This is a genomic window from Wenzhouxiangella sp. XN79A, from assembly GCF_012272825.1.
Taxonomy (GTDB): Bacteria; Pseudomonadota; Gammaproteobacteria; order Xanthomonadales; family Wenzhouxiangellaceae.
Genome location: NZ_JAAWWS010000125.1, coordinates 36,744 through 60,614 on the forward strand (window position 1 = coordinate 36,744; position 23,871 = coordinate 60,614).

General features: G+C 67.6%; 19 protein-coding genes and 1 pseudogene. 18 read left to right on the plus strand and 2 right to left on the minus strand.

The genetic code is table 11. The annotated features are described in order from the left end of the window. Positions 1-72: 72 nt before the first annotated feature. From HFP89_RS01535 to HFP89_RS01615, 17 genes and pseudogenes are all read left to right on the plus strand, one after another. Positions 73-357 (plus strand): annotated as a pseudogene (locus HFP89_RS01535) (GxxExxY protein); the annotation flags it as partial. Positions 358-565: 208 nt separating this feature from the next. Continuing rightward, entirely contained in the window at positions 566-1,489 is a 924-nt protein-coding gene (oppB, locus tag HFP89_RS01540) for an oligopeptide ABC transporter permease OppB (RefSeq protein WP_168715881.1), read from the plus strand. 5 nt (positions 1,490-1,494) lie between these two features. Next, positions 1,495-2,415 (plus strand): ABC transporter permease subunit, encoded by a 921-nt coding sequence (locus HFP89_RS01545; RefSeq protein ID WP_168715882.1) that lies wholly within the window; start codon positions 1,495-1,497, stop codon positions 2,413-2,415. Between the two features lie 106 nt (positions 2,416-2,521). Then, positions 2,522-3,511, plus strand: a complete 990-nt coding sequence (locus tag HFP89_RS01550) for an oligopeptide/dipeptide ABC transporter ATP-binding protein (protein WP_168715883.1) — start codon at positions 2,522-2,524, stop codon at positions 3,509-3,511. Beyond that, a complete protein-coding gene (locus tag HFP89_RS01555) occupies positions 3,511-4,548 on the plus strand; it encodes an oligopeptide/dipeptide ABC transporter ATP-binding protein (RefSeq protein ID WP_168715884.1) in 1,038 nt (345 codons plus the stop codon). Before HFP89_RS01550 ends, HFP89_RS01555 begins: the two co-directional genes overlap by 1 nt. A gap of 109 nt (positions 4,549-4,657) precedes the next feature. After that, positions 4,658-5,224 (plus strand): hypothetical protein, encoded by a 567-nt coding sequence (locus HFP89_RS01560; protein ID WP_168715885.1) that lies wholly within the window; start codon positions 4,658-4,660, stop codon positions 5,222-5,224. 179 nt (positions 5,225-5,403) lie between these two features. After that, positions 5,404-5,574 (plus strand): hypothetical protein, encoded by a 171-nt coding sequence (locus HFP89_RS01565; protein WP_168715886.1) that lies wholly within the window; start codon positions 5,404-5,406, stop codon positions 5,572-5,574. Between the two features lie 53 nt (positions 5,575-5,627). Continuing rightward, the gene (locus HFP89_RS01570; protein WP_168715887.1) at positions 5,628-6,443 is read left to right on the plus strand and encodes a dienelactone hydrolase family protein; all 816 of its coding nucleotides are present in this window, start codon (positions 5,628-5,630) and stop codon (positions 6,441-6,443) included. Positions 6,444-6,516: 73 nt separating this feature from the next. Continuing rightward, on the plus strand, positions 6,517-7,596 hold the full coding sequence (locus HFP89_RS01575; RefSeq protein ID WP_168715888.1) for a hypothetical protein: 1,080 nt from the start codon (positions 6,517-6,519) through the stop codon (positions 7,594-7,596). A gap of 117 nt (positions 7,597-7,713) precedes the next feature. Further along, complete coding sequence (locus HFP89_RS01580; RefSeq protein WP_240955836.1) at positions 7,714-11,010, plus strand: S41 family peptidase; 3,297 nt, start codon at positions 7,714-7,716, stop codon at positions 11,008-11,010. A 128-nt stretch (positions 11,011-11,138) separates the two neighbouring features. Continuing rightward, positions 11,139-11,402: an addiction module antitoxin gene (locus tag HFP89_RS01585; protein ID WP_168715889.1), complete on the plus strand. Its 264-nt coding sequence runs from the start codon at positions 11,139-11,141 to the stop codon at positions 11,400-11,402. After that, positions 11,399-11,713, plus strand: a complete 315-nt coding sequence (locus HFP89_RS01590) for a type II toxin-antitoxin system RelE/ParE family toxin (RefSeq protein WP_168715890.1) — start codon at positions 11,399-11,401, stop codon at positions 11,711-11,713. The genes HFP89_RS01585 and HFP89_RS01590 overlap by 4 nt, the downstream gene beginning before the upstream one ends. Positions 11,714-12,345: 632 nt before the next feature. Then, positions 12,346-16,206, plus strand: a complete 3,861-nt coding sequence (locus tag HFP89_RS01595; protein WP_168715891.1) for an Ig-like domain-containing protein — start codon at positions 12,346-12,348, stop codon at positions 16,204-16,206. Positions 16,207-16,237: 31 nt separating this feature from the next. Further along, the gene (locus tag HFP89_RS01600) at positions 16,238-16,576 is read left to right on the plus strand and encodes a type II toxin-antitoxin system Phd/YefM family antitoxin (protein ID WP_168715892.1); all 339 of its coding nucleotides are present in this window, start codon (positions 16,238-16,240) and stop codon (positions 16,574-16,576) included. Between the two features lie 53 nt (positions 16,577-16,629). After that, complete coding sequence (locus HFP89_RS01605) at positions 16,630-17,052, plus strand: type II toxin-antitoxin system VapC family toxin (RefSeq protein WP_168715893.1); 423 nt, start codon at positions 16,630-16,632, stop codon at positions 17,050-17,052. Then, positions 17,049-17,603, plus strand: coding sequence for an inosine/xanthosine triphosphatase (yjjX, locus tag HFP89_RS01610; protein WP_168715894.1), 555 nt, complete (start codon positions 17,049-17,051; stop codon positions 17,601-17,603). Before HFP89_RS01605 ends, yjjX begins: the two co-directional genes overlap by 4 nt. A 72-nt stretch (positions 17,604-17,675) precedes the next feature. Next, positions 17,676-18,149: a hotdog fold domain-containing protein gene (locus HFP89_RS01615; protein WP_168715895.1), complete on the plus strand. Its 474-nt coding sequence runs from the start codon at positions 17,676-17,678 to the stop codon at positions 18,147-18,149. Between the two features lie 147 nt (positions 18,150-18,296). Here the strand turns inward: HFP89_RS01615 and HFP89_RS01620 are convergent, their stop codons facing one another. Further along, positions 18,297-18,824, minus strand: a complete 528-nt coding sequence (locus tag HFP89_RS01620; RefSeq protein ID WP_168715896.1) for a cytochrome b/b6 domain-containing protein — start codon at positions 18,822-18,824, stop codon at positions 18,297-18,299. A 458-nt stretch (positions 18,825-19,282) separates the two neighbouring features. Beyond that, positions 19,283-20,320, minus strand: coding sequence for a lipid A deacylase LpxR family protein (locus HFP89_RS01625; RefSeq protein WP_168715897.1), 1,038 nt, complete (start codon positions 20,318-20,320; stop codon positions 19,283-19,285). Positions 20,321-20,509: 189 nt separating this feature from the next. On the opposite strand from HFP89_RS01625, the gene HFP89_RS01630 reads away from it, so the two are divergent. Next, the gene (locus HFP89_RS01630) at positions 20,510-23,794 is read left to right on the plus strand and encodes a glycosyl hydrolase (RefSeq protein WP_168715898.1); all 3,285 of its coding nucleotides are present in this window, start codon (positions 20,510-20,512) and stop codon (positions 23,792-23,794) included. Positions 23,795-23,871 lie beyond the last annotated feature (77 nt).

Consider the following 23,871-nt stretch of genomic DNA (forward strand, 5'->3'; position numbering starts at 1 on the left):
ACTGTTGGCCGGCCATCGACCGGCACGGGCTTTCGGGCGTCGATGAGAAGCGATGTCGAAACAATCGGAAGAATGGCGTCAATCGTCGTTCACGAGGCGGCAACCCTGCATCGGGAGCTCGGGCCGGGCCTGCTGGAGTCGGTCCACGAAGTCACGCTTGCCGATGCGTTGAGCCGTCATGGTCTGCGCGTTCAACGGCAGACGGCTGTTGCGCTGGATTTCCGCGATCGGTCGTTTCAGGAGGCTTTTCGCGCCGATCTCATCGTCGAACAATCGCGCATCCTGGAAATCAAGTCGATCGATCAGCTCATTGCCGCGCATCGCAAGCAGCTGTTGACCTGTCTTCGCTCGAGCGGCCTGCCTCCGGGTTTTCTCTTGAATTCTGGCGCAGCCTGGATGAAGGACGGAATCGTCAGAAGGGTCAACGGGCTTCCGGAAGCAGGCAAATCACGCGGCTTGCTTTTCGGATCCCGATGTCTTCTTCGCGTTCCTTTGCCCCTTCTCCTGTTCGCGTCTATCCTCTACCGGACCCCGGCCCAACGCCCGAACGGAGCCCGAAAGGCCGATGCTGAACTACTCGCTCAAGCGGCTGGCCTCGGCGGTTCCGACGCTGTTGATCCTGATCACGGTGGCGTTCTTCCTGATCCGGATCGCGCCCGGTGGGCCGTTCGATTCGGAGAAGGCGCTGCCGCCGGAGATCGAGGCCAATCTCGAGGCCAAGTACCAGCTCGACGACCCGCTGGTCGTCCAGTACGTCCGCTACCTCGGCGACATCCTGATGTTCGACTTCGGCCCGTCGTTCCACTACCGCGACTGGACGGTCAACGAGCTGATCGCGCAGGGCGCACCGGTGTCGTTCACGCTGGGCGCGATCGCGCTGGTGCTGGCGATGCTGTTCGGCACCACCATCGGCGTGTGGGCGGCGCTGAAGCAGAACACCGTGGCCGACTACGCGACCATGTCGATCGCGATGATCGGCATCTCGGTGCCCAACTTCGTCATGGCGCCGCTGCTGGTGCTGGCCTTCGCGATCGGTCTGGGCTGGCTGCCGGCCGGTGGCTGGGACGGCAGCGTCTCGAGAATGGTCCTGCCCTCGATTGCGCTGGCCCTGCCGATGATCGCCTATATCGCCCGCATCACTCGCGGCTCGATGATCGAGGTGCTGCACTCGGACTTCATCCGCACCGCGCGGGCCAAGGGCCTGCCGGAACGCGAGGTGCTGGTCCGGCATGCACTGAAGCCCGCGCTGCTGCCGGTCATCTCCTACCTGGGTCCGGCCGCCGCGGCGATCCTGACCGGCAGCGTGGTCATCGAGCGCATCTTCACCATTCCCGGCATCGGCAGCCACTTCGTACAGGGCGCGCTGAACCGCGACTACACCCTGGTCATGGGCGTGGTCATCTTCTACGGTGTGCTGATCATCGTGCTGAACTACCTCGTCGACCTGGTCTATGCCTGGCTGGACCCCCGCATCCGCTATGACAATTGATCGTTATGACGGCTGAATCGACCACGCCACCGCGCGAGCCCGACGCCTTCGAGCAGGCCATGGACCGCCGGCCGGTCAAGGGCCGGTCGCTGTGGGTCGACGCCTGGCACCGGCTGAAGCGCAACAAGGCCGCGCTGGCCGGCGCCGGCCTCCTGGTCGTGATCGTCGTGATGGTCACGATCGGACCGATGTTGAACCCCTGGGACCACGAGATCCCCGACTGGGACCACTATTCCACGCCGCCGTCGCTGGAGACCGGTCACCTGATGGGCACCGACGCGCTGGGCCGCGACCTGTTCGAGCGGGTCATGGTCGGCGGGCGGATCTCGCTGCTGGTCGGCCTGGTCGCCACGCTGGTTTCGCTGTTCATCGGCGTGCTGTACGGCGCCACGGCCGGTTACCTGGGCGGGCGCGTCGACAACTGGATGATGCGCGCGGTCGATGCGATCTACGCGCTGCCGTTCATGTTCTTCGTGATCCTGCTGATGGTGGTGTTCGGTCGCAACATCTTCCTGATCTTCGTCGCGATCGGTGCGGTCAACTGGCTGGACATGGCCCGGATCGTCCGCGGCCAGACCCTCAGCCTGAAGAACAAGGCCTTCATCGAGGCCGCGCGCGCCTCCGGCGCGACCGAACGCCAGGTGATCGTGCGCCACATCATTCCGAACCTGCTCGGGGTGGTGGCCGTCTACGTCTCGCTGACCATTCCCCAAGTGATCCTGGTCGAGTCGTTCCTCAGCTTCCTCGGCCTCGGTGTGCAGGAACCGCTGACCAGCTGGGGCGCGCTGGTCAACGAGGGTGCGCAGGAGCTCGAGACCGCACCGTGGTCGCTGCTGTTCCCGGCCGCGTTCCTGGCCGCGACACTGTTCGCGTTCAACTTCCTGGGAGACGGGCTGCGCGATGCGCTCGACCCGCGCGACCGATGAGAACGCGATGCTGCGAACGGCTGGCGGCCTCCGGCGGTGCGCGGATTCCGCGTCGGCCTACGGGCACCCGGCCGCCGGTTCATGACGCGTCTCAAGGAGTGAAGTAGTGGCCCTGCTCGAAGTCCGCGACCTGACCGTTACGTTCGACACGCCCGACGGCGTGGTGCATGCGGTCAACGGCCTGAGTTTCGACCTCGAACCCGGCCAGACGCTGGGCATCGTCGGCGAATCGGGCTCGGGCAAGACCCAGACCGCGCTGGCGATGATGGGCCTGCTGGCCGAAAACGGCCGGGCCTCCGGCTCGGTGAGGTTCCGCGGCCAGGAGCTTCTGGGCCTGTCGACCTCGGAACAGACGCGCATCCGCGGCTCGAAGATCTCGATGATCTTCCAGGACCCGGTCAGCGCACTGAACCCGTACATGTCGATCGGCGAGCAGCTGATCGAGGTCCTGACCCACCACCGCAATCTCAAGCGCGGTCCGGCCCGCGCGCGCGCCATCGAGATGCTGCGCCAGGTCCGCATCAGCGATCCCGAGCGGCGCATGCGCCAGTACCCGCACCAGCTGTCCGGCGGCATGTGCCAGCGCATCATGATCGCGATGGGCCTGCTCTGTCAGCCCGACCTGCTGATCGCCGACGAGCCGACCACGGCACTCGATGTGACCGTCCAGTCCCAGATCAACCTGCTGATGGGCGAGTTGTCGGAGAAATCGTCGACCGCGATCGTGCTGATCACCCACGATCTCGGCGTGGTGGCGGGTTTGTGCGACAAGGTGCTGGTGATGTATGCCGGCGAAGTGATGGAGATGGCCGACGTGGAACCGTTGTTCGCCGACCCGGCCCACCCCTATAGCCAGGGCCTGCTGGAGTCGGTGCCGCGGCTGGATCGCGAGGACTCCGGCATCCTGCGCGCGATTCCCGGCAACCCGCCGGACCTGGTGTCTCTGCCGACCGGCTGCCCGTTCCGCGCACGCTGCGACTACGCCTTCGACGCCTGCACCGAGCACCCGAAGCTCGAGCCCTTCGACGACGATCGCTGGAAGCGCTGCTTCCTGGAATCGCGCCCGATGCCGAAATCGAGCGAGGAAAACGCCTGATGCGCAACCCGGTGCTCAAGGTCGAGGACCTCTCGGTCCACTTCGAAGTGGACGGCGAGTCGCGCTGGTTCCGGCGCGAGCGCGAGGTCGTCCGCGCCGTGGACGGTGTCAGCTTCGAACTCGGCGCGGCCGAGACGCTGGGCATCGTCGGCGAATCCGGCTGCGGCAAGTCGACGCTGGCCCGCGCCATCCTCGGTCTGGTCAAGCCCGACGCCGGCCGTGTGGTCTGGCTCGGTGACAACCTGATCGGCCTCGACGAAGACGCCATGCGCAAGAAGCGCAGAGAGCTGCAGCTGATCTTCCAGGACCCGCTCGGCTCGCTCGACCCGCGCATGACCGTCGGCCAGATCGTCGGTGAGCCGTTGAGGAATTTCTTTCCTTCGATGTCGGGGATCCAGGTCCGCGAGCGCGTGGCCGGCATGCTGAAGATGGTCGGCATCGCGCCGGAGCTGATCAACCGCTATCCGCACGAATTCTCCGGTGGCCAGTGCCAGCGCATCGGCATCGCCCGGGCGCTGGTCGTCAACCCACGCCTGGTGGTCTGCGACGAGCCGGTCTCGGCGCTGGACGTATCGATCCAGGCGCAGATCGTGAACCTGCTCAAGGAGCTGCAGAAGAAGCTGCAGCTGTCGCTGATCTTCATCGCGCACGATCTGTCGGTGGTCCAGCACGTGTCCGACCGGGTGCTGGTGATGTACCTCGGCAAGGTCATGGAAATCGCCAGCCGCGACCAGCTCTACGCCGATCCGCGGCATCCGTATACCCGCGCGCTGATCGAGGCGGTGCCGATTCCCGACCCGGTGGCCGAGCGTGCCCGCCAGCGCCGCGCGCTGGGCGGCGAACTGCCGTCCCCGACCAACCCACCGTCGGGCTGCGTGTTCCGCACCCGCTGCCCGTACGCCACCGACGACTGCGCCAGGACCACACCGCCGCTCGACGAGATCGACGAAGGCCGGCGCGTGGCCTGCATCCGTCAGGATGTCGTGCCGACCGGGCGCGTCCTGCCGAAGCCGCCGCGAAGCGGTGCAGTCGAATGATCTGTCCGTTCGTTACAGCGATCCCGAACCGGTGCTGGCCGGTTTCGCGGTGGGTTGAGGGATCGGACCATACCGGGATGTGAATCCTTGACCGCATGGGAGCATCGAGATGATCCGCAAGACCACTGCCGCTGTCCTGACCGCCGCCGCGCTGAGCCTGTCGGCGCCCGCCCTGGCCGATGAATTCACCGAAACCATCGATGCCGCACTCGAGGCCTATGCCGCCGACGACATCAATGCCGCCGCCGAGGAGCTGTCCTATGCGGCTACCCTGCTCCAGGCGATGAAGGGCGAGCGCTTCGCCGCCCTGCTGCCCGAGCCGCTGGACGACTGGACCCGCGAAGTCGACATGGAAGCCAACGCCGCGGTCGGCATGTTCGGCGGCGGCGTGACGGCCACCGGCACCTATTCCGGGCCGTCGGGCGATGTCCGCATCCGGATGATGGCCGACAACCCCAGCATCATGACCATGGCCGGCATGTACGCCAATCCGCAGATGCTGGCCAACATGGGCGAGGTCGTCCGGGTCAACCGCCAGAGCTTCGTCAACCAGGACGGCGAACTGACCGGCCTGGTCGGCGGTCGCGTGCTGATCACGGTCGGCGGCACTGCCTCGATCGACGACAAGAAGGCCTACCTCGAGGCCATGGATTTCGCCGCGATCGCGCAGCCCTGAGCCCGGCTCCGATGTCAATCCCGATACCGATACCGATTCCGATTCCGATACCGATACCAATTGCAGCAACGATCTGACCGGCCAGTGCAATGACGATCACGTTCGCGCCGGGCGGCCCCGCCGTCCGGTGCAAGCCCGTGTGGTACGGTCAGTGACACCGACAGCAACGAGGCAAGCGCATGAATGCACACTCCACATCGCTCATTGCGCTCGGCGCGGGCGCCGGAATGATCGGTGGCTGGCTGCTTGCGAACCCGGCCGCCGGTCTGGTGCTCGGCGCCGCGGCGGGACTCGCACTCGACGCCGTCACCGGCCGCCACGGCCGCGATGATGCGCCATCCGGGCGCTGAGCCGTCACGGCGCTTTGCGTAGACTCGATCGCCTCTTCAACGGACGTCGCACGATGAACCCGACTGCAGCGCTTCTCCGCATCGTCCCCGTGCTCGCTGCGCTGGCAGCGGCGATGCTCGCGCAGGCCCAGGAAGGCCGGCACGACGCGATGATGCAGGCCATCACCGGCAACGCCCCGCCGCCGACCGGCCGCGACGTCAACTATTTCTCCAGCGACCCGGCCACCACCGGCTACCTGGCCGTGCCCGAGGGCGAAGGACCGTTCCCGGCGGTGATCCTGATCCACGAGTGGAACGGCCTCGTCGACCGGATTCGCCAGACCGCCGACGCCTTCGCCGAGCAGGGCTACATCGCGCTGGCCGCCGACCTCTATTCCGGCCGCACCGGCAGCAACCGCGAGGAGAACATCGAACTGGTCCGCGAAGTCCGCGCCGCCGAGGCGACCATGGTCGCCAACCTCGACGCCGCCGTCGACTGGCTCGAGGCCAACACCCCGGCCACCGGCAACGTCGCGACGATCGGCTGGTGCTTCGGCGGCGGCATCGCGCTTTCCTATGCGCTGGGCGGCGACGAGCACGAAGGCACGGCGATCTTCTACGGCTCGCTGATCGACGATCCCGAGCAGATGAAGCACATCGGCCACGAGGTCTACGGCACCTTCGCCGCCAACGACCGCGGGATCCCGGTCGAGGACGTCAACGCCTTCGTCGCCGCACTGCGCGAAGCCGGCATCGAGAACGACGTGCACATCTACGACGAGGTCCAGCACGGCTTCTGGCTGCACGTCGACCGCGATCCGGAGACGAACCGCGAACCGGCCGAAGATGCCTGGGAGCGCCTGAAGGCCTACCTCGGCCGGGTGCTCTGAGCCACCGGCCGGGCGCTTGCGGGCCGGGGCCGCTCGGGCAAGAATCCGGGCAGGCCCGCCACGACCTGCTTCCATGAACCGATATCGAATCGAGACCCGGCGCTCCCTCGCGCTCGCCGGGCTGCTGCTGGTCCTGACGCTCCACGGGCTCTCCGCATCGCCGGTCCGGGCCCAGGCCACCGAGTTCCCGAACAATTTCACGCCGCCCCAGGTCGTGCCGAGCGGCTGTTTCATCTTCGCCCCGTCGTTCGTGGCACCGCCGGCGGCGGTGGCCTTCGACGCGACCGTGAGCGTCGAGGATGCCCGGGGCGCGGCCGTCGATGTGCGGGTCCGCGCCTGGCGTGTCGGTTGTCACGAGCCGGGGCGCTCGGCCATTCTCGTCAACTTCGCCCTGCCGGTGCTGCCCGATTCCGTCCTGCTGGCCCCGGCGGTGCAACTCGCACCGACCGGCGGTTCCGTCGCGCTGGATGCGTCTCTCGCGCTGTTTTCCGACCGCGGGCCGGCCACCGGCATCGACCCGGCGCCCGGCCGGCTGCAGGGTCCGGCCAACGAGCCGACAAGCGCCGACGGATTGACCTTCGTGGTGCAGGGCGACGAGACGATCGATGCGGTGACCTACAACGGTGCGGTCGACCTGCTGGTGGACTTCGCGGAAGACCGCCTGGGCGACGGCCGCCGGCTGCGGATTCCCCTGGCCGCCTACGATCCGCAGTCCGACGCCCGCCAGTGGCCGTTTCCGCCGCTGCACGGTCGCTACTCCGGCCAGTGGGTGTCACCGGACCTGCCGCGCACCGGGCTGCAGCTCCAGATCGGCGAGATCGCGCCGAACCGCAATTTCCTGTTCGCCATCTGGTTCACCTATCGCGACGGCGCGCCGTACTGGGTGGTCGGCAACACCGATCTCGGCATCTTCCAGTCCGAGGTGACGTTCGACCTGCTCGAGCTGAGCGGCGGCGGCTTCATCACCGAGCCGGGCGGATTCGACGACGACGAGGTCTCGGTGCGACGCGTCGGCACCATGACGCTGAGACCCCGCCACTGCAACGAGATCGTCGTCGAGCTGGATTTCGGCGAGGCGGGCCTGGGCGCGCAGGCCCTGGTCCTGGAACGTCTGATCCGCATCGCCGGCTACGATTGCGACCAGACCCGCTAGCGGGCATTCGGGCCTTTCGGCACACGCCGCGTCGTCACGCCGCGCGTATGCTGCCCGGTTTCCGACCCTTGTTCGTTGTCACCGCTCCGGATTCCGGGGCGCAAACCGGAGACGTCGATGCGACGCAACCTTTTTGTTTCCAGTGCGCTGGCGCTGTTCGCCGCGCTGCCGATGACCGCGGCCGCTCAATCCGATTCCACCCGCCTGCTGCGCGCGCCGGACCTGTCCGCCGATCACCTGGTGTTCATGTACGCGGGTGACCTCTGGCTGGCCGATCGCGACGGTTCCGATCCGCGCCGCCTGACCAGCCACCCGGCCGAGGAAACGGCGCCGCGCTTTTCGCCGGACGGATCGAAGATCGCGTTCCAGGCCGACTACGACGGCCAGCTCGACGTCTACGTCATCGACGTGGCCGGCGGCCAGCCGAAGCGGCTGACCTGGCACCCGGCCAACGACGAGCTCGTCGACTGGGCGCCGGACGGCTCCGCGGTGGCCTTCGTGTCCGACCGGGAGACCGACCACGGCCGTTCCGGCCAGCTGTACCACGTGCCGGTGGCCGGCGGTTTCCCCGAGAAGCAGATGGCGGCCCGCTTCTTCCGCGGCGCCTACGACGCGACCGGCGAGCGCCTGGCCTACATCGACCACGGCGCCGGCTACAACGGCCTGTTCGGTGGCTCGGCCGGCTGGCAGGGCTACCGCGGCGGCACCACGCCGTCGATCCGCGTGCTGGATATCGACGAGCAGAGCTTCATCGACATCCCTGGCGACCGCGTCACCGACTTCAACCCGATGTGGGTCGGCGACGAGGTCTTCTTCCTGTCCGACCGCGAGAACGAGCGCTTCAACGTGTTCCGCTTCGACCCCGACACGGAACGCCTGGCCCAGGTCACCTTCGAGTCCACCTGGGACATCCGCGCGGCCAACGTCCACGACGGCACGCTGGTCTTCGAAGCCGGCGGCGAGCTGCGCACGATGGACATCGCCAGCGGCGAGTCGACCACGCTGGCCGTCTCGCTCAACCCCGACCTGCCCCAGCTCCGGGGCGGCTGGACCTCGGTCGCCGGCACGGTGCAGGGCATCGATATCTCGCCGACGGGCAAGCGGGCGATCGTCACCGCCCGCGGCGACGTGTTCACCGTGCCCGCCGACAAGGGCCCGACCCGCAACCTGACCGACTCGCAGGGCCGGCGCGAGTACCCCGGCCTGTGGTCGCCGGACGGCGAGCAGGTGGCCTGGATCGTCGAGTCGCTCGAAGGCCAGACGCTGGTGGTGGCCGACCAGTTCGGCGAAGCGCCGACCGAGTACGAGCTGGGCCCGGATTTCTACTCGCTGCAGGCCTGGCACGCCGACACCGGTCGCCTCGTGTTCAGCGACAACCACCTCGGCCTGTTCGCGATCGACCTGGACGGCGGCGAAATCACCCGCATCGCCACCAACGAACGCCGCGCCGGCTTCGACGTCTCGTTCTCGCCGGACGGCCGCTTCCTGGCCTACACGCAGGAGATGCCGAACTTCCATGCCGACCTGGTCATCCACGACTTCGAGTCCGGTGAATCCACGACCGTCTCCAACGGCATGGCCGACGTTGCCTCGCCGGCCTTCTCGCCGGACGGCAAGTTCCTGTACTTCGCCGCCTCGACCAACTCCGGTCCGCTGCAGGTCGGCCTGAACATGACCAGCCAGGAGCGGCCGTACCGCGCCGGCCTGTATGCCGCCGTGCTCGCGGCCGACGGCGACTCGCCGCTGGCGCCGGAATCGGACGACGAACCGCTGTCCGACGAAGAGGACGGCAAGGACGAAGACGAAGACGACGACAATGGTGACGACAACGGCGACAAGGAAACGCCGGAGACCGTCATCGACTTCGAAGGTCTGCAGCGCCGCATCGTCGGCCTGCCGGTGGCCGAGGGTAACTACGGCCAGCTGCAGGTCGCCGGCGACGGCAGCCTGTTCTACATCGAGTCGCCGCAGCCGGGCAGCAGTAACGAGCCGCCGGGCAGCTCCTGGGGCGAGGACAACGAACTCAAGCGCTTCGACTTCGACGAGCGCGAGGCCGGCACGGTGCTGTCCGGAGTGCGCAGCTTCCGCATCGCCGCCGGCGGCAAGCACATGATCCTCCAGCAGGCCGGCAACGGCCTGGCCATCGCCGAGGTCGGCGAGGACCTGAAGCCCGAAGCGCTCGACACCTCGGGCCTGCGCATGGACCTCGATCCGCGCGCCGAGTGGGCGCAGATCTTCGACGAAGGCTGGCGCATGCAGCAGCAGTACTTCTACGCCGACAACCTGCACGGCGCCGACTGGGACGCGGTCTATGCGCAGTATCGTCCGCTGGTCGACCATTTCGGCCGGCGCGAGGACCTGAACGCCGTGATGGTCGAGATGATCGCCGAACTGCAGGCCGGCCACAATCGCGTCGGCGGCGGCGACGTCTACCGCGGCGAAGGCGCGAACACCGGCCTGCTCGGCGCGAACTTCGTCGTCGAGGACGGCCGCTACCGGATCGCGAAGATCTACACCGGCGAGTCCTGGAACCCGTTCCTGCGCGGTCCGCTCGCCGAGCCCGGCAACGAGGCGCGTGAAGGTGAATACATCCTGGCCATCAACGGCGAAGACCTGACCGCCGACGACAACCTGTTCGAGCGGCTGCAGAACACCGCCGACAAGCAGGTCGTCCTGACCGTAAGCCCGCGTGCCGATGGACGTGATTCCCGCGACATCACCGTCACCCCGACCGACGGCGAAGGCGCGCTGCGTCTGTGGAACTGGATCGAGACCAACCGCAAGGCCGTCGATGAGGCCACCGATGGGCGCGTCGGCTACATCTACCTGCCGAACACCGCCGGCGCCGGCTACACCTTCTTCAACCGCTACTTCTTCGCCCAGCTCGACAAGGACGCCGTCATCATCGACGAACGGTCCAACGGCGGTGGCCAGGCGGCCAACTACATCGTCGAAGTGCTCAGCAGAAAACATCTCTCGAGCTGGGTCGATCGCGACGGCACGCCCTACACCACCCCGGCCGGCGCGCTGCACGGCCCGAAGGTCATGCTGATCGACCAGGACGCCGGCTCCGGCGGCGACTACCTGCCCTACGCCTTCCGCGAACTCGGTATCGGCAAGCTCATCGGCACCCGCACCTGGGGCGGCCTGATCGGCATCTCGGCCAACCCCCCGCTCGTCGACGGCGGCTTCATGACCGTGCCGTTCTTCCGCTTCGTCGACACCGACGGCAACTGGAGCATCGAGAACGAGGGCGTGGCCCCGGACATCGAAGTCGAACTCGACCCCATCGCCACCAACCAGGGCCGCGACACCCAGCTCGAGCGCGCGATCGAACAGGTGCTGATGGAACTCGAGACCTATGAGTCACCGGTCCCGCCGATCCCGGCGCTGCCGACGGAGCTGGGGGAGTAAGCGACCCTCCCGGACGTCAAGCAAGACACCAGACGCCCCGGCCTTCCGGGGCGTTTTCCATTCAGGTCGCACTGAACCTGTACTCGATATTGTGTATATTGATGACAGGTTCGACCAGGATCGCCGCCATGACCGAAAAGACCACCCTCACGGTTCGCCTCAGCGGCGCGCTGAGTCGACATGTCGCCGATGCCGTCGGCGAGGAATCCGGTGCGTACGAGAACGTCAGCGAATACGTTCGCGACCTGATCCGCCGGGACATGCAGCGCACGGACGAGGAGCGATTCGAACGTCTCAAGAGTGAACTGCAGCTCGCCTTCGCGCAGCCCGAAAGCAGCTATCAGCCGCTCAGCGCCGAAGACATCATTCGCCGAAACTCAGATCGAGGGTGACTGCGGTTCGCATCCAGGAACGTGCTGCCGCACAGCTGGACGAGATCTACCGTTACACGCGCGATCGCTGGGGCAAGGACCAGGCGGACCGATACGTGCACACCCTGTTCGAATCGTTCGAGCAGGCCGCTGGGGGCGATCTACCCGCCCGCCCGATTCCGGCTGAATTCGGTGTTGCCGGCGTCTTCTATCGCAGCCAGAAGCACTTCGTGTACTGCAAACGGCTGCAAACTGGCGATCTCGGCGTCGTTGCGATTCTCCACGAGCGTATGCACCGGATCGATCGGCTGAAGAACGACTTCACGGGTTGAATCCAATACCCGCCCCGAGTTCAGATTCAGAACCGGCTTCGTGATCCAAGCTCTCAGGTCCTTGCCTGCAACGTACGAAGTATCGAGAACGAAGGCGTGACTCCCGACATCGAGATCGAACTCGATCCCATCGCCACCAATAATGGCCGCGGTCCCCCAGCTGGAACGCGCGATCGAAGAGGTGCTGATGGAACTAGAAACCTAGCCATCCCCCGTCCCGCAGATTCCCGCGCTGCCCGCGGAGCTGGGGGAGTAAGACTCGACGATTACCTCGAACAACAGGGCAGACGCCCCCGGCCATCCGGGGGCGTTTTTTCCGGCCCGGTCCACCTCGACACGCGGCACCCCGAACCGGCCGGATTTTCAATCGAACATCTCATTTGATCATCCTCCCGCCCTGGGCTAGTCTCTTGGTCCCGGATGGGACTGCCGTCAAAGTACGCGACCGAAAAGAGGGTGAATCCGTCGCGCGCTGCCTGCCGCTCCCATGCACAGACCGAAGAGGGGAACTGATGAATGAATGGATCCCGCTGAACTGCGGTCCCGCGCATGCGCGCGCACACCCGTGCGCGATGGTCCGGAATCGGCTCACTGATTGAATCAACCACCGGAAACGACAAGGACCGATAGCCATGCGCAATGACTGCCTGCCCCCCTTCGCCGCGACCCTGGTTGCACTCGTTCTTGTTCTGCCGATGGCGCCGTTGGCCGCCGCAAGCGATGCGGTGGCCGACTCGGGCGTTCAAGCCACGTCGGCCGACGGATTCCCGGAAAAGCCCGACGACGTTTCGCCCGAGCGCTGGGGCAGTCTCAAGTCGGCGGTGGAGCAGGCCAAGCTCTTGCCGTCGCCCAGCGGTTTTGCGGGTCCCAACGGGCAGTTCGGGTATGCCGTGGCCGTGGACGGCAACCGGGCGCTGGTCGGTGGCATCGGCCTGGTCGGGAGCGGCGCGGCGGTGGTGCTGGAAGGCTCGGGCGGTGGCTGGGTCGAGGTGGCGGTCCTTCGGCCCTCGGATGGCGAGCAGGGCGATGAGTTCGGCTGGTCGGTCAGTCTGTCCGGCGACCGCGCGCTGGTCGGTGCACGATTGGACGCCGACAACGGCATCAGCTCGGGCTCGGCCTACGTGTTCGACTTCAACGGCATAAGCTGGGACGAGACGGCCAAGCTGACGCCGGGCGACGGCGCGGCGAGCGACCAGTTCGGGTTCTCGGTCAGTCTGGCGAGCGACCGCGCGCTGGTCGGGGCGTTCGGCGACGACGACAACGGCAGCAGCTCGGGCTCGGCCTACCTGTTCGACTTCAACGGCACGAGCTGGAGCGAGACGGCCAAGCTGACGCCGGCCGACGGCGCGAGGAGCGATGCTTTCGGCTACTCGGTCAGCCTTTCCGGCGACCGCGCGCTGGTCGGGGCGCCCTTCGACGACGACAACGGCACTGACTCGGGCTCGGCCTACGTGTTCGACTTCGATGGGTCGAGCTGGGGCGAGACGACCACGCTGACGCCGGCCGACGGCGCGGCGGGCGACCAGTTCGGCCGGTCGGTCAGCCTGGCGAGCGACCGCGCGCTGGTCGGGGCGAACTTGGACGATGGCAACGGCAGCGGCTCGGGCTCGGCCTACGTGTTCGATTTCAACGGCACGAGCTGGGGCGAGTCGGCCACGCTGACGCCGGCCGACGGCGCGGCGAACGACGAGTTCGGGTTCTCGGTCAGCCTGGCGAACGACCGCGCGCTGGTCGGGGCGCCCTTTGACGCTGACAACGGCAGCAGCTCGGGCTCGGCCTACGTGTTCGACTTCAACGGCACGAGCTGGGGCGAGTCGGCCAAGCTGACGCCGGCCGACGGCGCGGTGGGCGATCAGTTTGGCTACTCGGTCAGTTTGTCTGGCGACCGCGCGCTGGTCGGTGCACGATTGGACGACGACAACGGCAGCGCCTCGGGCTCGGCCTATGTGTTCGACTTCAACGGCACGAGCTGGAGCGAGACGACCAGGCTGACGCTGGCCGTCGGCGCGGCGAGCGACCAGTTCGGCTACTCGGTCAGCCTGGCGGGCGACCGCGCGCTGGTCGGGGCGCCCTTCGACGCTGACAACGGCAGCAGCTCGGGCTCGGCCTATGTGTTCGACTTCAACGGCACGAGCTGGAGCGAGACGGCCAAGCTGACGCCGGCCGACGGCGCGGCGGGCGACCAGTTCGGGTTCTCGGTCAGTCTGGCGAGCGACCGCGCGCTGGTCGGGGCGCCCTTCGACGACGACAACGGCACCGACTCGGGCTCGGCCTACGTGTTCGACTTCGATGGGTCGAGCTGGGGCGAAACGACCAGGCTGACGCCGGTCGACGGCGCGGCGGCCGACCAGTTTGGCTACTCGGTCAGCCTGGCGAACGACCGCGCGCTGGTCGGGGCATTCCTCGACGACGACAACGGCAGCGGCTCGGGCTCGGCCTACGTGTTCGATTTCAACGGCACGAGCTGGGGCGAGTCGGCCAAGCTGACGCCGGCCGACGGCGCGGCGGGCGACCAGTTCGGCTGGTCGGTCAGCCTGGCGAGCGACCGCGCGCTGGTCGGTGCGCGATTGGACGCCGACAACGGCAGCAGCTCGGGCTCGGCCTACGTGTTCGATTTCAACGGCACGAACTGGGGCGAGTCGGCCAAGCTGACGCCGGGCGACGGCGCGGCGGGCGACCAGTTCGGGTTCTCGGTCAGCCTGGCGGGCGACCGCGCGCTGGTCGGGACGCCCTTCGACGACGACAACGGCAGCAGCTCGGGCTCGGCCTACGTGTTCGATTTCAACGGCACGAGCTGGGGCGAGTCGGCCAAGCTGACGCCGGCCGACGGCGCGGCGTTCGACCAGTTCGGCCGGTCGGTCAGTCTGGCGAGCGACCGCGCGCTGGTCGGGACGCCCTTCGACGACGACAACGGCAGCAGCTCGGGCTCGGCCTACGTGTTCGATTTCAACGGCACGAGCTGGGGCGAGTCGGCCAAGCTGACGCCGGCCGACGGCGCGGCGAGCGACCAGTTCGGGTTCTCGGTCAGCCTGGCGAACGACCGCGCGCTGGTCGGGGCGTACCGCGACGACGACAACGGCACCGATTCCGGCTCGGCCTACGTGTTCACGTTCAACCAGCCGCCCGCGGCCCAGGACGACGCCTTCGGCGCGCTCGAGGACCAGCCCCTGAGCGGCAACGTGTTCATCGACAACGGCAGCGGCCCCGATGCGGATCCGGACGGCGACAGCTTCGAGCTGCAGTCGCCCGGCACCTTTGCCGCCAGCGGCATCGGCGGCTCGGTGACGACCCAGGCCAATGGCGACTTCAGCTACACCCCGCCGCTGAATGCATCGGGTGTAGCGACCTTCGGCTACGCCATCGCCGATCCCTCGGGCGCGACCGCTACCGCGACCGTGACGATCACGGTGCTGCCGATCAACGATCCGCCGACGTTCACCGCCGTCGATCCTTCGACCGTGCTCGAAGACGCCGGCGCCCAGGCCGTTCTGGGCTGGGCGGCCTTCGACGCCGGCGCGCCGAACGAGCCGCAGGGTGTGCTGGGCTATACGGTGGCCAACGTCTCGAACCCGGCCCTGTTCGCCGCCGGGCCGACGGTCGCCGGCAGCGGCACGCTGAGCTTCACCCCGGCCAGTGACGCCTTCGGCACCTCGACCTTCGAGGTTACGGTCCAGGACGATGGTGGTGTGGTCAACGGCGGCGTCGATACCTCGGACCCGCAGACCTTCACGATCACGGTCCAGCCGGTCAACGACGCACCGAGCTTCGCTAGCGGCGGCAACGTGACCGAGATCGAGGATGGCGACTACGCCGAGCCTTGGGCCAGCGCCATCAGCGCGGGCCCGGCCAACGAGTCCGGCCAGACCGTGACGTTCATGACCACGGTCACCGCCAACCCCGGCCTGTTCGCCGTGGCCCCGTCGGTCGATCCGACGGGAACCCTGGCGTTCACCCCGGTCGCCGACACGACAGGAATGGCGACGATCGAGGTCGTGGCGATGGACGATGGCGGTGTCGCGAACGGTGGCGTCGACCTGTCCGATCCGGTGTCGTTCACGATCGACGTCATCGCTGCGGCCGATCTGACCATCGACAAGACCTCGGGCTCGTTCTTCACCGAACCGGGTGGCGCGATCACTTACTCGATTGTTGTATCCAACCCGGGCCCGAGTGACGTGACGCAGGCCACGGTCACCGACACTCCGCCTGCGCGCCTCGGCAACGTGACCTGGACCTGCACCCCGAGCGGTAGCGCTGCGTGCAACCCATCCGGCACGGTGGCGATCAACGAACTGGTCAACCTGCCGGAGGGCACGAGCGTCACGTTCACGCTCGACGCCGAACTGCTCGACGACCTGAACGACCCGATCACCAACACCGCCAGCGTGACCGCACCGGCTGGCGTGCTCGAACTTGCCCCGACCAACAACAGCGACAGCGATACCGACCTCGTCGGCCTGTTCGCCGACGGCATGGAGAGCGAGGAGCCCTGAGTCCGGTTTTCGAGCCGGACCACAGCGTCGCTTGAAGACATCGGGTTTCCGGCGGATACTGGAAATCAGACAGTCTGATTTCCTGGGGCCCTTAGTCATGTCGATCAAGCGGATCACGGCCACCGAGCTCGCGCGGAATCTCAGCGCTGTGCTTGACCAGGTGCGGGAGGCCGGTGAGGAGTACGTGGTCGAGCGCGGCAGGCAGCCGGTCGCGCGCGTTTCGCCCAGTCCGGGGATCATGACGGCTGAGCAAGCGCTGGCCGACATGCACGAGAATCTCGAGGCCGAAGTCTCGGAAAGCTGGGAAGCCGACGCTCGGCGAGGTGATGCAGCCTTGTCCGATGAGCTGCGCGACCCCTGGTCATCGTGAGCCCCAGCTGTCGTGAACTCATGTCCAGAATGATGGGTGGTCGCGACTGATCCATGGGCGTCCTGATCGATACCTGCATCTGGATCGACGTCGAGCAGGGACGGCTCCATCCTGAGCAGGTGTCGGCCGTCAGTGGAAACCGTCCCGTGTACCTGTCTCCCGTCACGCTGGCCGAACTTCGGCTGGGTGCGGAGCTCGCGCCGGACGCGGGCGTTCGTCAGAAGCGGCTTCGGGCCTGGCGGCGGATGAACCGGAAGTCGGTCATCCCGATCGACGCCGGTACGGCCGAAGTGTTCGGCGAGCGCGCTGCGCACTTGGCGGCCGACGGGAAACGTCGCCACCGAACCCGGGTCCAGGACCTGTGGATCGCCAGCCAGGCCGTGCAGCACGGCCTCGAGCTGATGACTCGCAATCCTCGCGATTTTCAGCACATTCCCGGTGTCGATCTCATCGGTCCAGCGGCAGCCTCATCATGAAGGAACTGCTTCGATTGGTTGTTTCTTCGACCAATCCGGTCAAGCTGCGCGCGGTCGAGAACGGCGTTCGCGACGCGTTCCCCGATCTTGACGCCACGATCGCGTCCGTTGCCGTCGATTCCGGCGTGTCCGACCAGCCGGCGACCGATGCCGAGACGCGGATCGGCGCCGAGAACCGGGCCCGGGCGGCCAGGGACGCGGAGCCGGAGGCCGACTACTGGTTCGGCGTCGAAGGCGGGGTCGAGGATTCGTCGCAGGGGATGCTGACCTTCGCCTGGATCGTGGTCGTCGACCGCGACGGCCGGGTCGGCCGGGCGCGCAGCGCCGCCTTCGTGCTGCCGGAGGCCGTGGCCGGGAAGGTGCGCGGCGGGATGGAGCTGGGCCATGCCGACGACGAGGTGTTCGGCCGCACCGACTCCAAGCGGCAGGACGGCGCGATCGGCCTGCTGACGGCCGGTGCGCTGGATCGGGCCGGGCTGTATGCGCCGGCGGTGACCGCCGCGATGATCCCGTTCCTGAACCCCGGGCTGTATCCGGTCGAATCGGGCTGAAACCGCGTCATTCGATCCGCGCGGTTGCGGCAGAATGCGTCCTCGTCTTCCGCTGTTGTTGGAGCCCCTTGCATGGCCGATTCGAACTACATGCTCGACCTGTACCACCGCGTCACGAGCTGGCCGGCCGGTCACTGGATCTTCTCGAAGCTGTTCGCCAACAAGGCGCCCTACTTCGCGACCATCTCGCCCCTGGTCACCGAGCTGAGGCCGAACTACTGCGAGGTCCGCTTCCGCAAGCGCCGCAGGGTGCACAACCACATCAAGACCGTGCATGTCATCGCGATCGCCAACGCGCTGGAAATGGCGATGGGCGCACTGGCCGAGGCCTCGATCCCGAAGCATCTTCGGTGGATCCCGAAGGGCATGACGGTGGACTACACCGCCAAGGCGACCAGCGACATCCGCGCCGTGGCCGAGACGAACGCCGAGGACTGGAAACCGGGCGACCTGCCGGTGAAGGTCACCGCCTACCGTGAGGACGGGACGGTGGTCGTCGTGGGCACGATCCTGCTGTACGTCTCCGAGAAGCCGAAGCGGTCCTGAGCGCGCGGATCGACTCGACGGAACCGGTGGCCCGGAGGCGCTGGCCCCCGCCGCGGCGAATGGCGCCAACGGCGCCGAGCCCGTCACCGGCGGCACGAATCCGGGCCGGCGCGGCCGCGCGGTCCGGCCCTGCCGAGGGCTCCGGCGTTACAGTTCGGCCGGTGTCCGTTTGCCGCGGTGACCGAAGATATGCACCACGCCGCCGGCCAGGTGCAGCACCAGCAGCACGACCAGCGCGGGCACGGCCAGGAACTTGTGGACGGCCTCGGCCGGTTCGTGCAGGAACTCCAGCCCGCCCAGCGGCAGGCCGACCGAGAACCAGCCGAACACGTCGATGGCTTCGTTCTCGGTGAACAGGTACAGCGGACCGGTGATGACCAGGCCGGTGATCGCGACCAGGATCAGCACGTGGACGGTGCGGGCGACGACGCGCTGCCACGCCGGGCCGTCGACGCTGTCCGGAAAACCTTCCTTGATTCGCCAGACCACCCGCCACAGCACGAACAGCAGGGTGAAGAAGCCGAGCCCGATGTGGGCCGACATCACGTAGTCCTCGATGCCGTCGTTCGGCGCGTTGCGGGCCAGCAGGCCCAGCGTCAGCATGGCGATGACCAGCAGGGCGGTGATCCAGTGGTTGATCGTGGCCACGGCGGAGTGGCGATCGCGTTCATTCATCTCGAGACTCCCGGTATGAACCCTTCTGACCAGTCCAGTGTACGCCGTCGTTACTCCTGAAGAGCGGTCTCGCCCTTCGGATGAGCGTTCGAGTCGACAGTGCGGCGTTCCGAACCGACGTTGCGACCCGAGCGAAAGGCTTGCCATTCGCTGCGGGTCGCGTCTTGCACTGTCGATTCGGTCGCGCTCTGGATGTCACAGGAGTAATGCGGGGACACACTAGCCCGCAGTATTCATGAATGAGCTCGCGCCCTTGCCTGGTCCTTGTCCGCGCAGCGAATCTTCTTCGCTCGGAAATACAGCAGGGTAGTCCGCTCGGTCGGAAAATCCCCTGTGCGAACGATTCCCGGCGCAATCATCGTGGCGATTCATGAATAATGCGGGCTAGTGGTATCGCTCTCGTGGTATCGAGCGACGCGCATCGCTGTGCCGCGGGAGAGGTCCCCTTGGGCCGGCGCTCAGCGTCCGCCCGGGACCCACTCCAGCGACAGCACCGCGAAATGGTTGCGCGGGTCTTCCAGGCCCGGACCGCCGGGGACGTCGGTGGTGTCGGTGCTCAACACGGCGTGGAAGTGCAGGCCCCAGGTCGGTCGCTCGTAGTGCAGGCCGATCGCGACCTGACCGAGGATGTCCTCGGGTTCGATGACGTTGCGGTCGGTCCAGGCATCGCTGCGCAGCAGGTTGCCGTCGCGGTGGATGGTGTGGACGAAGCCGGTGGCGCGCGCCGCGACGGTCAGGTAGACGTGCTCCGGGTCGCCGGTCGGGATGCGGCCGTCGTAGTCGAAGTCGGCGGCCACCCGGGTCGGCGCAAGCGCAAAGCCCTGCGGCCGGTCGCCGAAGCGGAGCTCCAGCCCGGCCTGGCCGTAGGTCACCGCGTTGCCGAGTCCGGCGTCGATGCTCAAGGCCGCGTCGAAGAACTCGCGGCGAATGAACTTGCGCTTGTAGACGGCATACAGGTTCAGCACCGGTTCGTTGGCCAGCTGGTTGTCCCAGCCTTCGGGTTCGGTTGCGCCGCTGAGTTCGTGGACGGTGGTCTGGATGGGTCCGGCCAGGGTCGCGTCGCCGACCCAGCCCAGCAGCGTGCCGACCCCGGTCAGCTCGCGGTCATCCAGCGCAAGGAAGGAATTGGCCCAGGCCAGCATGCCGGCGTACGGGACGTCGTCGAGGATCAGTTCTTCGACCTGCAGCTGTTCCGGGGTCTGCATGGTATGGCCCAGCGTCCAGGACTCGCGGTAGCGCAGGCCGTGCCGTTCCGGCAGCAGCCAGCCGACCAGCGACTTGCCGAACGCCGGCGTACCGCCGGTTTCGGCCAGCGAGTCGGCCAGCGCCGAGTGCGCCTGCAGTGCCACGCCGTTGGTGAACTGGTTGTCGGTGCCGGCGAACGTGTCGTTGGCCCAGGCCGCGCGCCAGCGCGTGTCGGCGCCGGCCGGCAGGGTGGCGCCGAGAAATATGGCCCCCAGGACCACGATGATGGGAAGTGAACGCTTCGATCGCATCGGGTCACTCTAGGCAATCGCTCGACCGGGTGCCTTAACACGGATCAATCCCCGGTCCCCGTTCGCGCCGACCGGAGGCGCGGCGGCGGCATGACCGACGAGACGCGGTCGAACCGCTCCGGCAGTGCTACGCTTGGCGGCCACGCCGTCTTGCTCAACGGCCGGATGTCCACTTCTGGGAGAACCACCATGCACGATCGATTCGCCCGCCGCGCCCGCCTGCTGGCGCTGGCCCTGTTCGCACTGTTCACCCTGCCGCTGGCCGCGCAGGAGGACGAGGTCACGCTGGAACAGCGGCTGGCCGGGCTGGAACTCCGGACCATCGGCCCGGCGTTCATGTCGGGGCGCATCGCCGACATCGCCATCCATCCCGAGGACGACAGCACCTGGTATGTCGCGGTGGGCTCGGGCGGGGTGTGGAAGACCACCAACTCCGGCACGACCTGGGAGAGCCTGTTCGACGGCCAGCCGTCGTACTCGATCGGTTCGATCGTCGTCGACGAGAACAACCCGAATACCATCTGGGTCGGCACCGGCGAGAACGTCGGCGGCCGGCACGTCGGCTACGGCGACGGCATCTACGTCTCGCACGACGGTGGCGCGTCCTGGGCCAGCAAGGGCCTGGAGGATTCGGAGCGCATCAGCACGATCATCATCCACCCCGACGACAGCGACACGCTGTGGGTGGCGGTGCAGGGTCCGCTGTGGTCGCCGGGCGGCCAGCGCGGGTTGTACATGACCACCGACGGCGGCGAGAGCTGGGAGCGGACGCTGGTCGGCGATGAAGGCGACGACGTCTGGACCGGGGTCACCGACGTGGTCATCGATCCGCGCGATCCGGACGTGCTCTACGCCGCGACCTGGCAGCGCCACCGCACCGTGGCGGCCTACATGGGCGGCGGCCCGAATTCCGGCGTGCACAAGTCCACCGACGGCGGCCGGACCTGGACGAAGCTCGGCGGCGGCCTGCCCGGCGGCAACCTCGGCAAGATCGGCCTGGCCATTTCGCCGCAGAATCCGGACGTGGTCTACGCCGCGATCGAGACCAAGCGCCGCGAAGGCGGCATCTGGCGCTCGACCGACCGCGGCGCCTCCTGGCGCAAGATGTCGGACAGGGTGGCCGGCGGCACCGGCCCGCACTACTACCAGGAGCTGTACGCCAGCCCGCACGCCTTCGACCGCATCTACCTGATGGATGTCCAGGCGCGTGTGTCGCACGACGGCGGCGCGACCTGGGAGAACATCGACGCCGACTCCAAGCACGTCGACAACCACGCGCTGGCCTTCCGCGACGACGATCCCGACTACATGCTCTGGGGCACCGACGGCGGCCTGTACGAGACCTTCGACCACGCCGAAACCTGGCGCTACATCGACAACCTGCCGGTCACCCAGTTCTACAAGGTCGCCGTCGACGACGCCGAACCGTTCTACCACGTCTACGGCGGCACCCAGGACAACAACACCCAGGGCGGCCCGTCGCGCACCGACAACGTGCACGGCGTGCGCAACGCGGACTGGTACGTCGTGCTGTTCGGCGACGGACACCAGCCGGCCACCGAGCCCGGCAACCCGGACATCATGTACGCGCAGTGGCAGCAGGGCAACCTGGTCCGGTTCGACCGGACCACCGGCGAGATCGTCTACGTCCAGCCCCAGCCCGAACCGGGCGATGACCCCGAGCGCTGGAACTGGGACGCGCCGATCCTGGTCAGTCCGCACGATCCGACGACGATCTTCCACGCCTCGCAGCGCGTCTGGCGCTCGGACGACCGCGGCGATTCCTGGCGCCCGATCTCCGGCGACCTGACCCGGAACCAGACCCGGATCGAGCTGGACCTGATGGGGCGGCAGTGGAGCTGGGACGCGTCATGGGACCTGTTCGCGATGTCGAAGTACAACACCATCACGTCGCTGGCCCAGTCGCCGATCGACGAGAACATCCTGTATGCCGGCACCGACGACGGCCTGATCCAGGTCACCACCGACGGCGGTGAAACGTGGCGCGAGATCGAGGTCGGCGACCTGCCGGGCGTGCCCGATCTCGCCTTCGTCAACGACATCAAGGCCGACCTGTTCGATGCCGACACGGTGTACGTGGCGCTGGACAACCACAAGTACGGCGACTTCGCCCCCTACCTGCTGAAGTCCACCGATCGCGGCCGGCGCTGGACCTCGATCGCCGACGACCTGCCGGAGCGGCACCTGGTCTGGCGCGTGGTGCAGGATCACGTCGACCCCGAGCTGATGTTCGCCGGCACCGAGTTCGGCGTGTTCGTCACGCTCGACGGCGGCGAGGAATGGACCGAACTGACCGGCAACGCGCCGAACATTTCCTACCGCGACCTGGCCATCCAGCGCCGCGAGAACGACCTGGTCGGTGCGACCTTCGGCCGCGGCTTCTGGCTGCTCGACGACTACAGCCCCCTGCGCGGGCTCGACGACGACACGCTGGCCGCCGAGGCGACGCTGTTCGACACCCGCCGGGCCTGGTGGTACATCCCGCAGGGCGTGCTCGGCATGAACGAAAAGGGGTCGCAGGGCGATGGCCTGTACACGGCCGAGAACCCGCCGTTCGGTGCGGTGTTCACCTACCACCTGGCCGATGGCTACACGACCGACGAGCAGGATCGCCAGGCGCGCGAGAAGCCCCTGATCGCCGAGGGCGAGGACGTGCCGTTCCCGGGCTGGGACGCACTCGAAGCCGAAGTTCGTCAGCCCGCCCCGACCATGCTGCTGACCGTACGCGATGCCGACGGCAACGTCGTTCGCAGGCTCGAAGGACCGGCCTCCCGCGGTTTTCATCGGGTGGCCTGGGACCTTTCCCTGCCGTCGCCGATGGCGATCGGCGCCGGCGGCGGCTTCGGCATGGGCGGCGGCTTCATGGTCGCCCCGGGCCGCTACACCGTCGAATTGGCCAAGCGCATCGACGGCGCGGTCACGCCGCTGGACGGACCGAAGGCCTTCGACGTGGTCCGGATGCGCGAAGGCGCGCTGGACGGCGCCGAGCCGGAAGAAACCGCCGCGTTCTGGAAGCGCCTGTCCGAGATGCAGCGCCGCACCACGGCCGCAGGCCAGGTGATCGGCGAAGCGCGCGCCAAGATCGATTCCATGCAGCAGGCGCTGGGCCGCAGCCAGGCGCCGGCCGGTGACCTCGATGCGCAGCTGTACCGCGTCGACCAGGCGCTGTACGAGATCGCCGAGCAGCTCGAAGGCAAGCAGACCATGAACCAGGTCGGTGAGCTGCAGCCGCCGACGATCGGTCAGCGGATGTTCGTGGCGATGATCGGTACCGGCCGGTCGACCTACGGACCGACCCCGACCCACGTCCGCTCGCTGGAGATCGCCGAGAGCGAATTCGCCGAGGTCCGGGCCGAACTCGAACGCCTGGTCGAGCAGCGGATTCCGGCGCTGGAACAGGCGCTCGAAGACGCAGGCGCGCCGTGGACCCCGGGGGCACCGATTCCCGACTGACGACGGCTCGGCCGACCCGAGGGAGCGCGGGCGGCACACGCCGCTCGCGGTCCTGCCGTGCCGGACCCGGCTCCCGG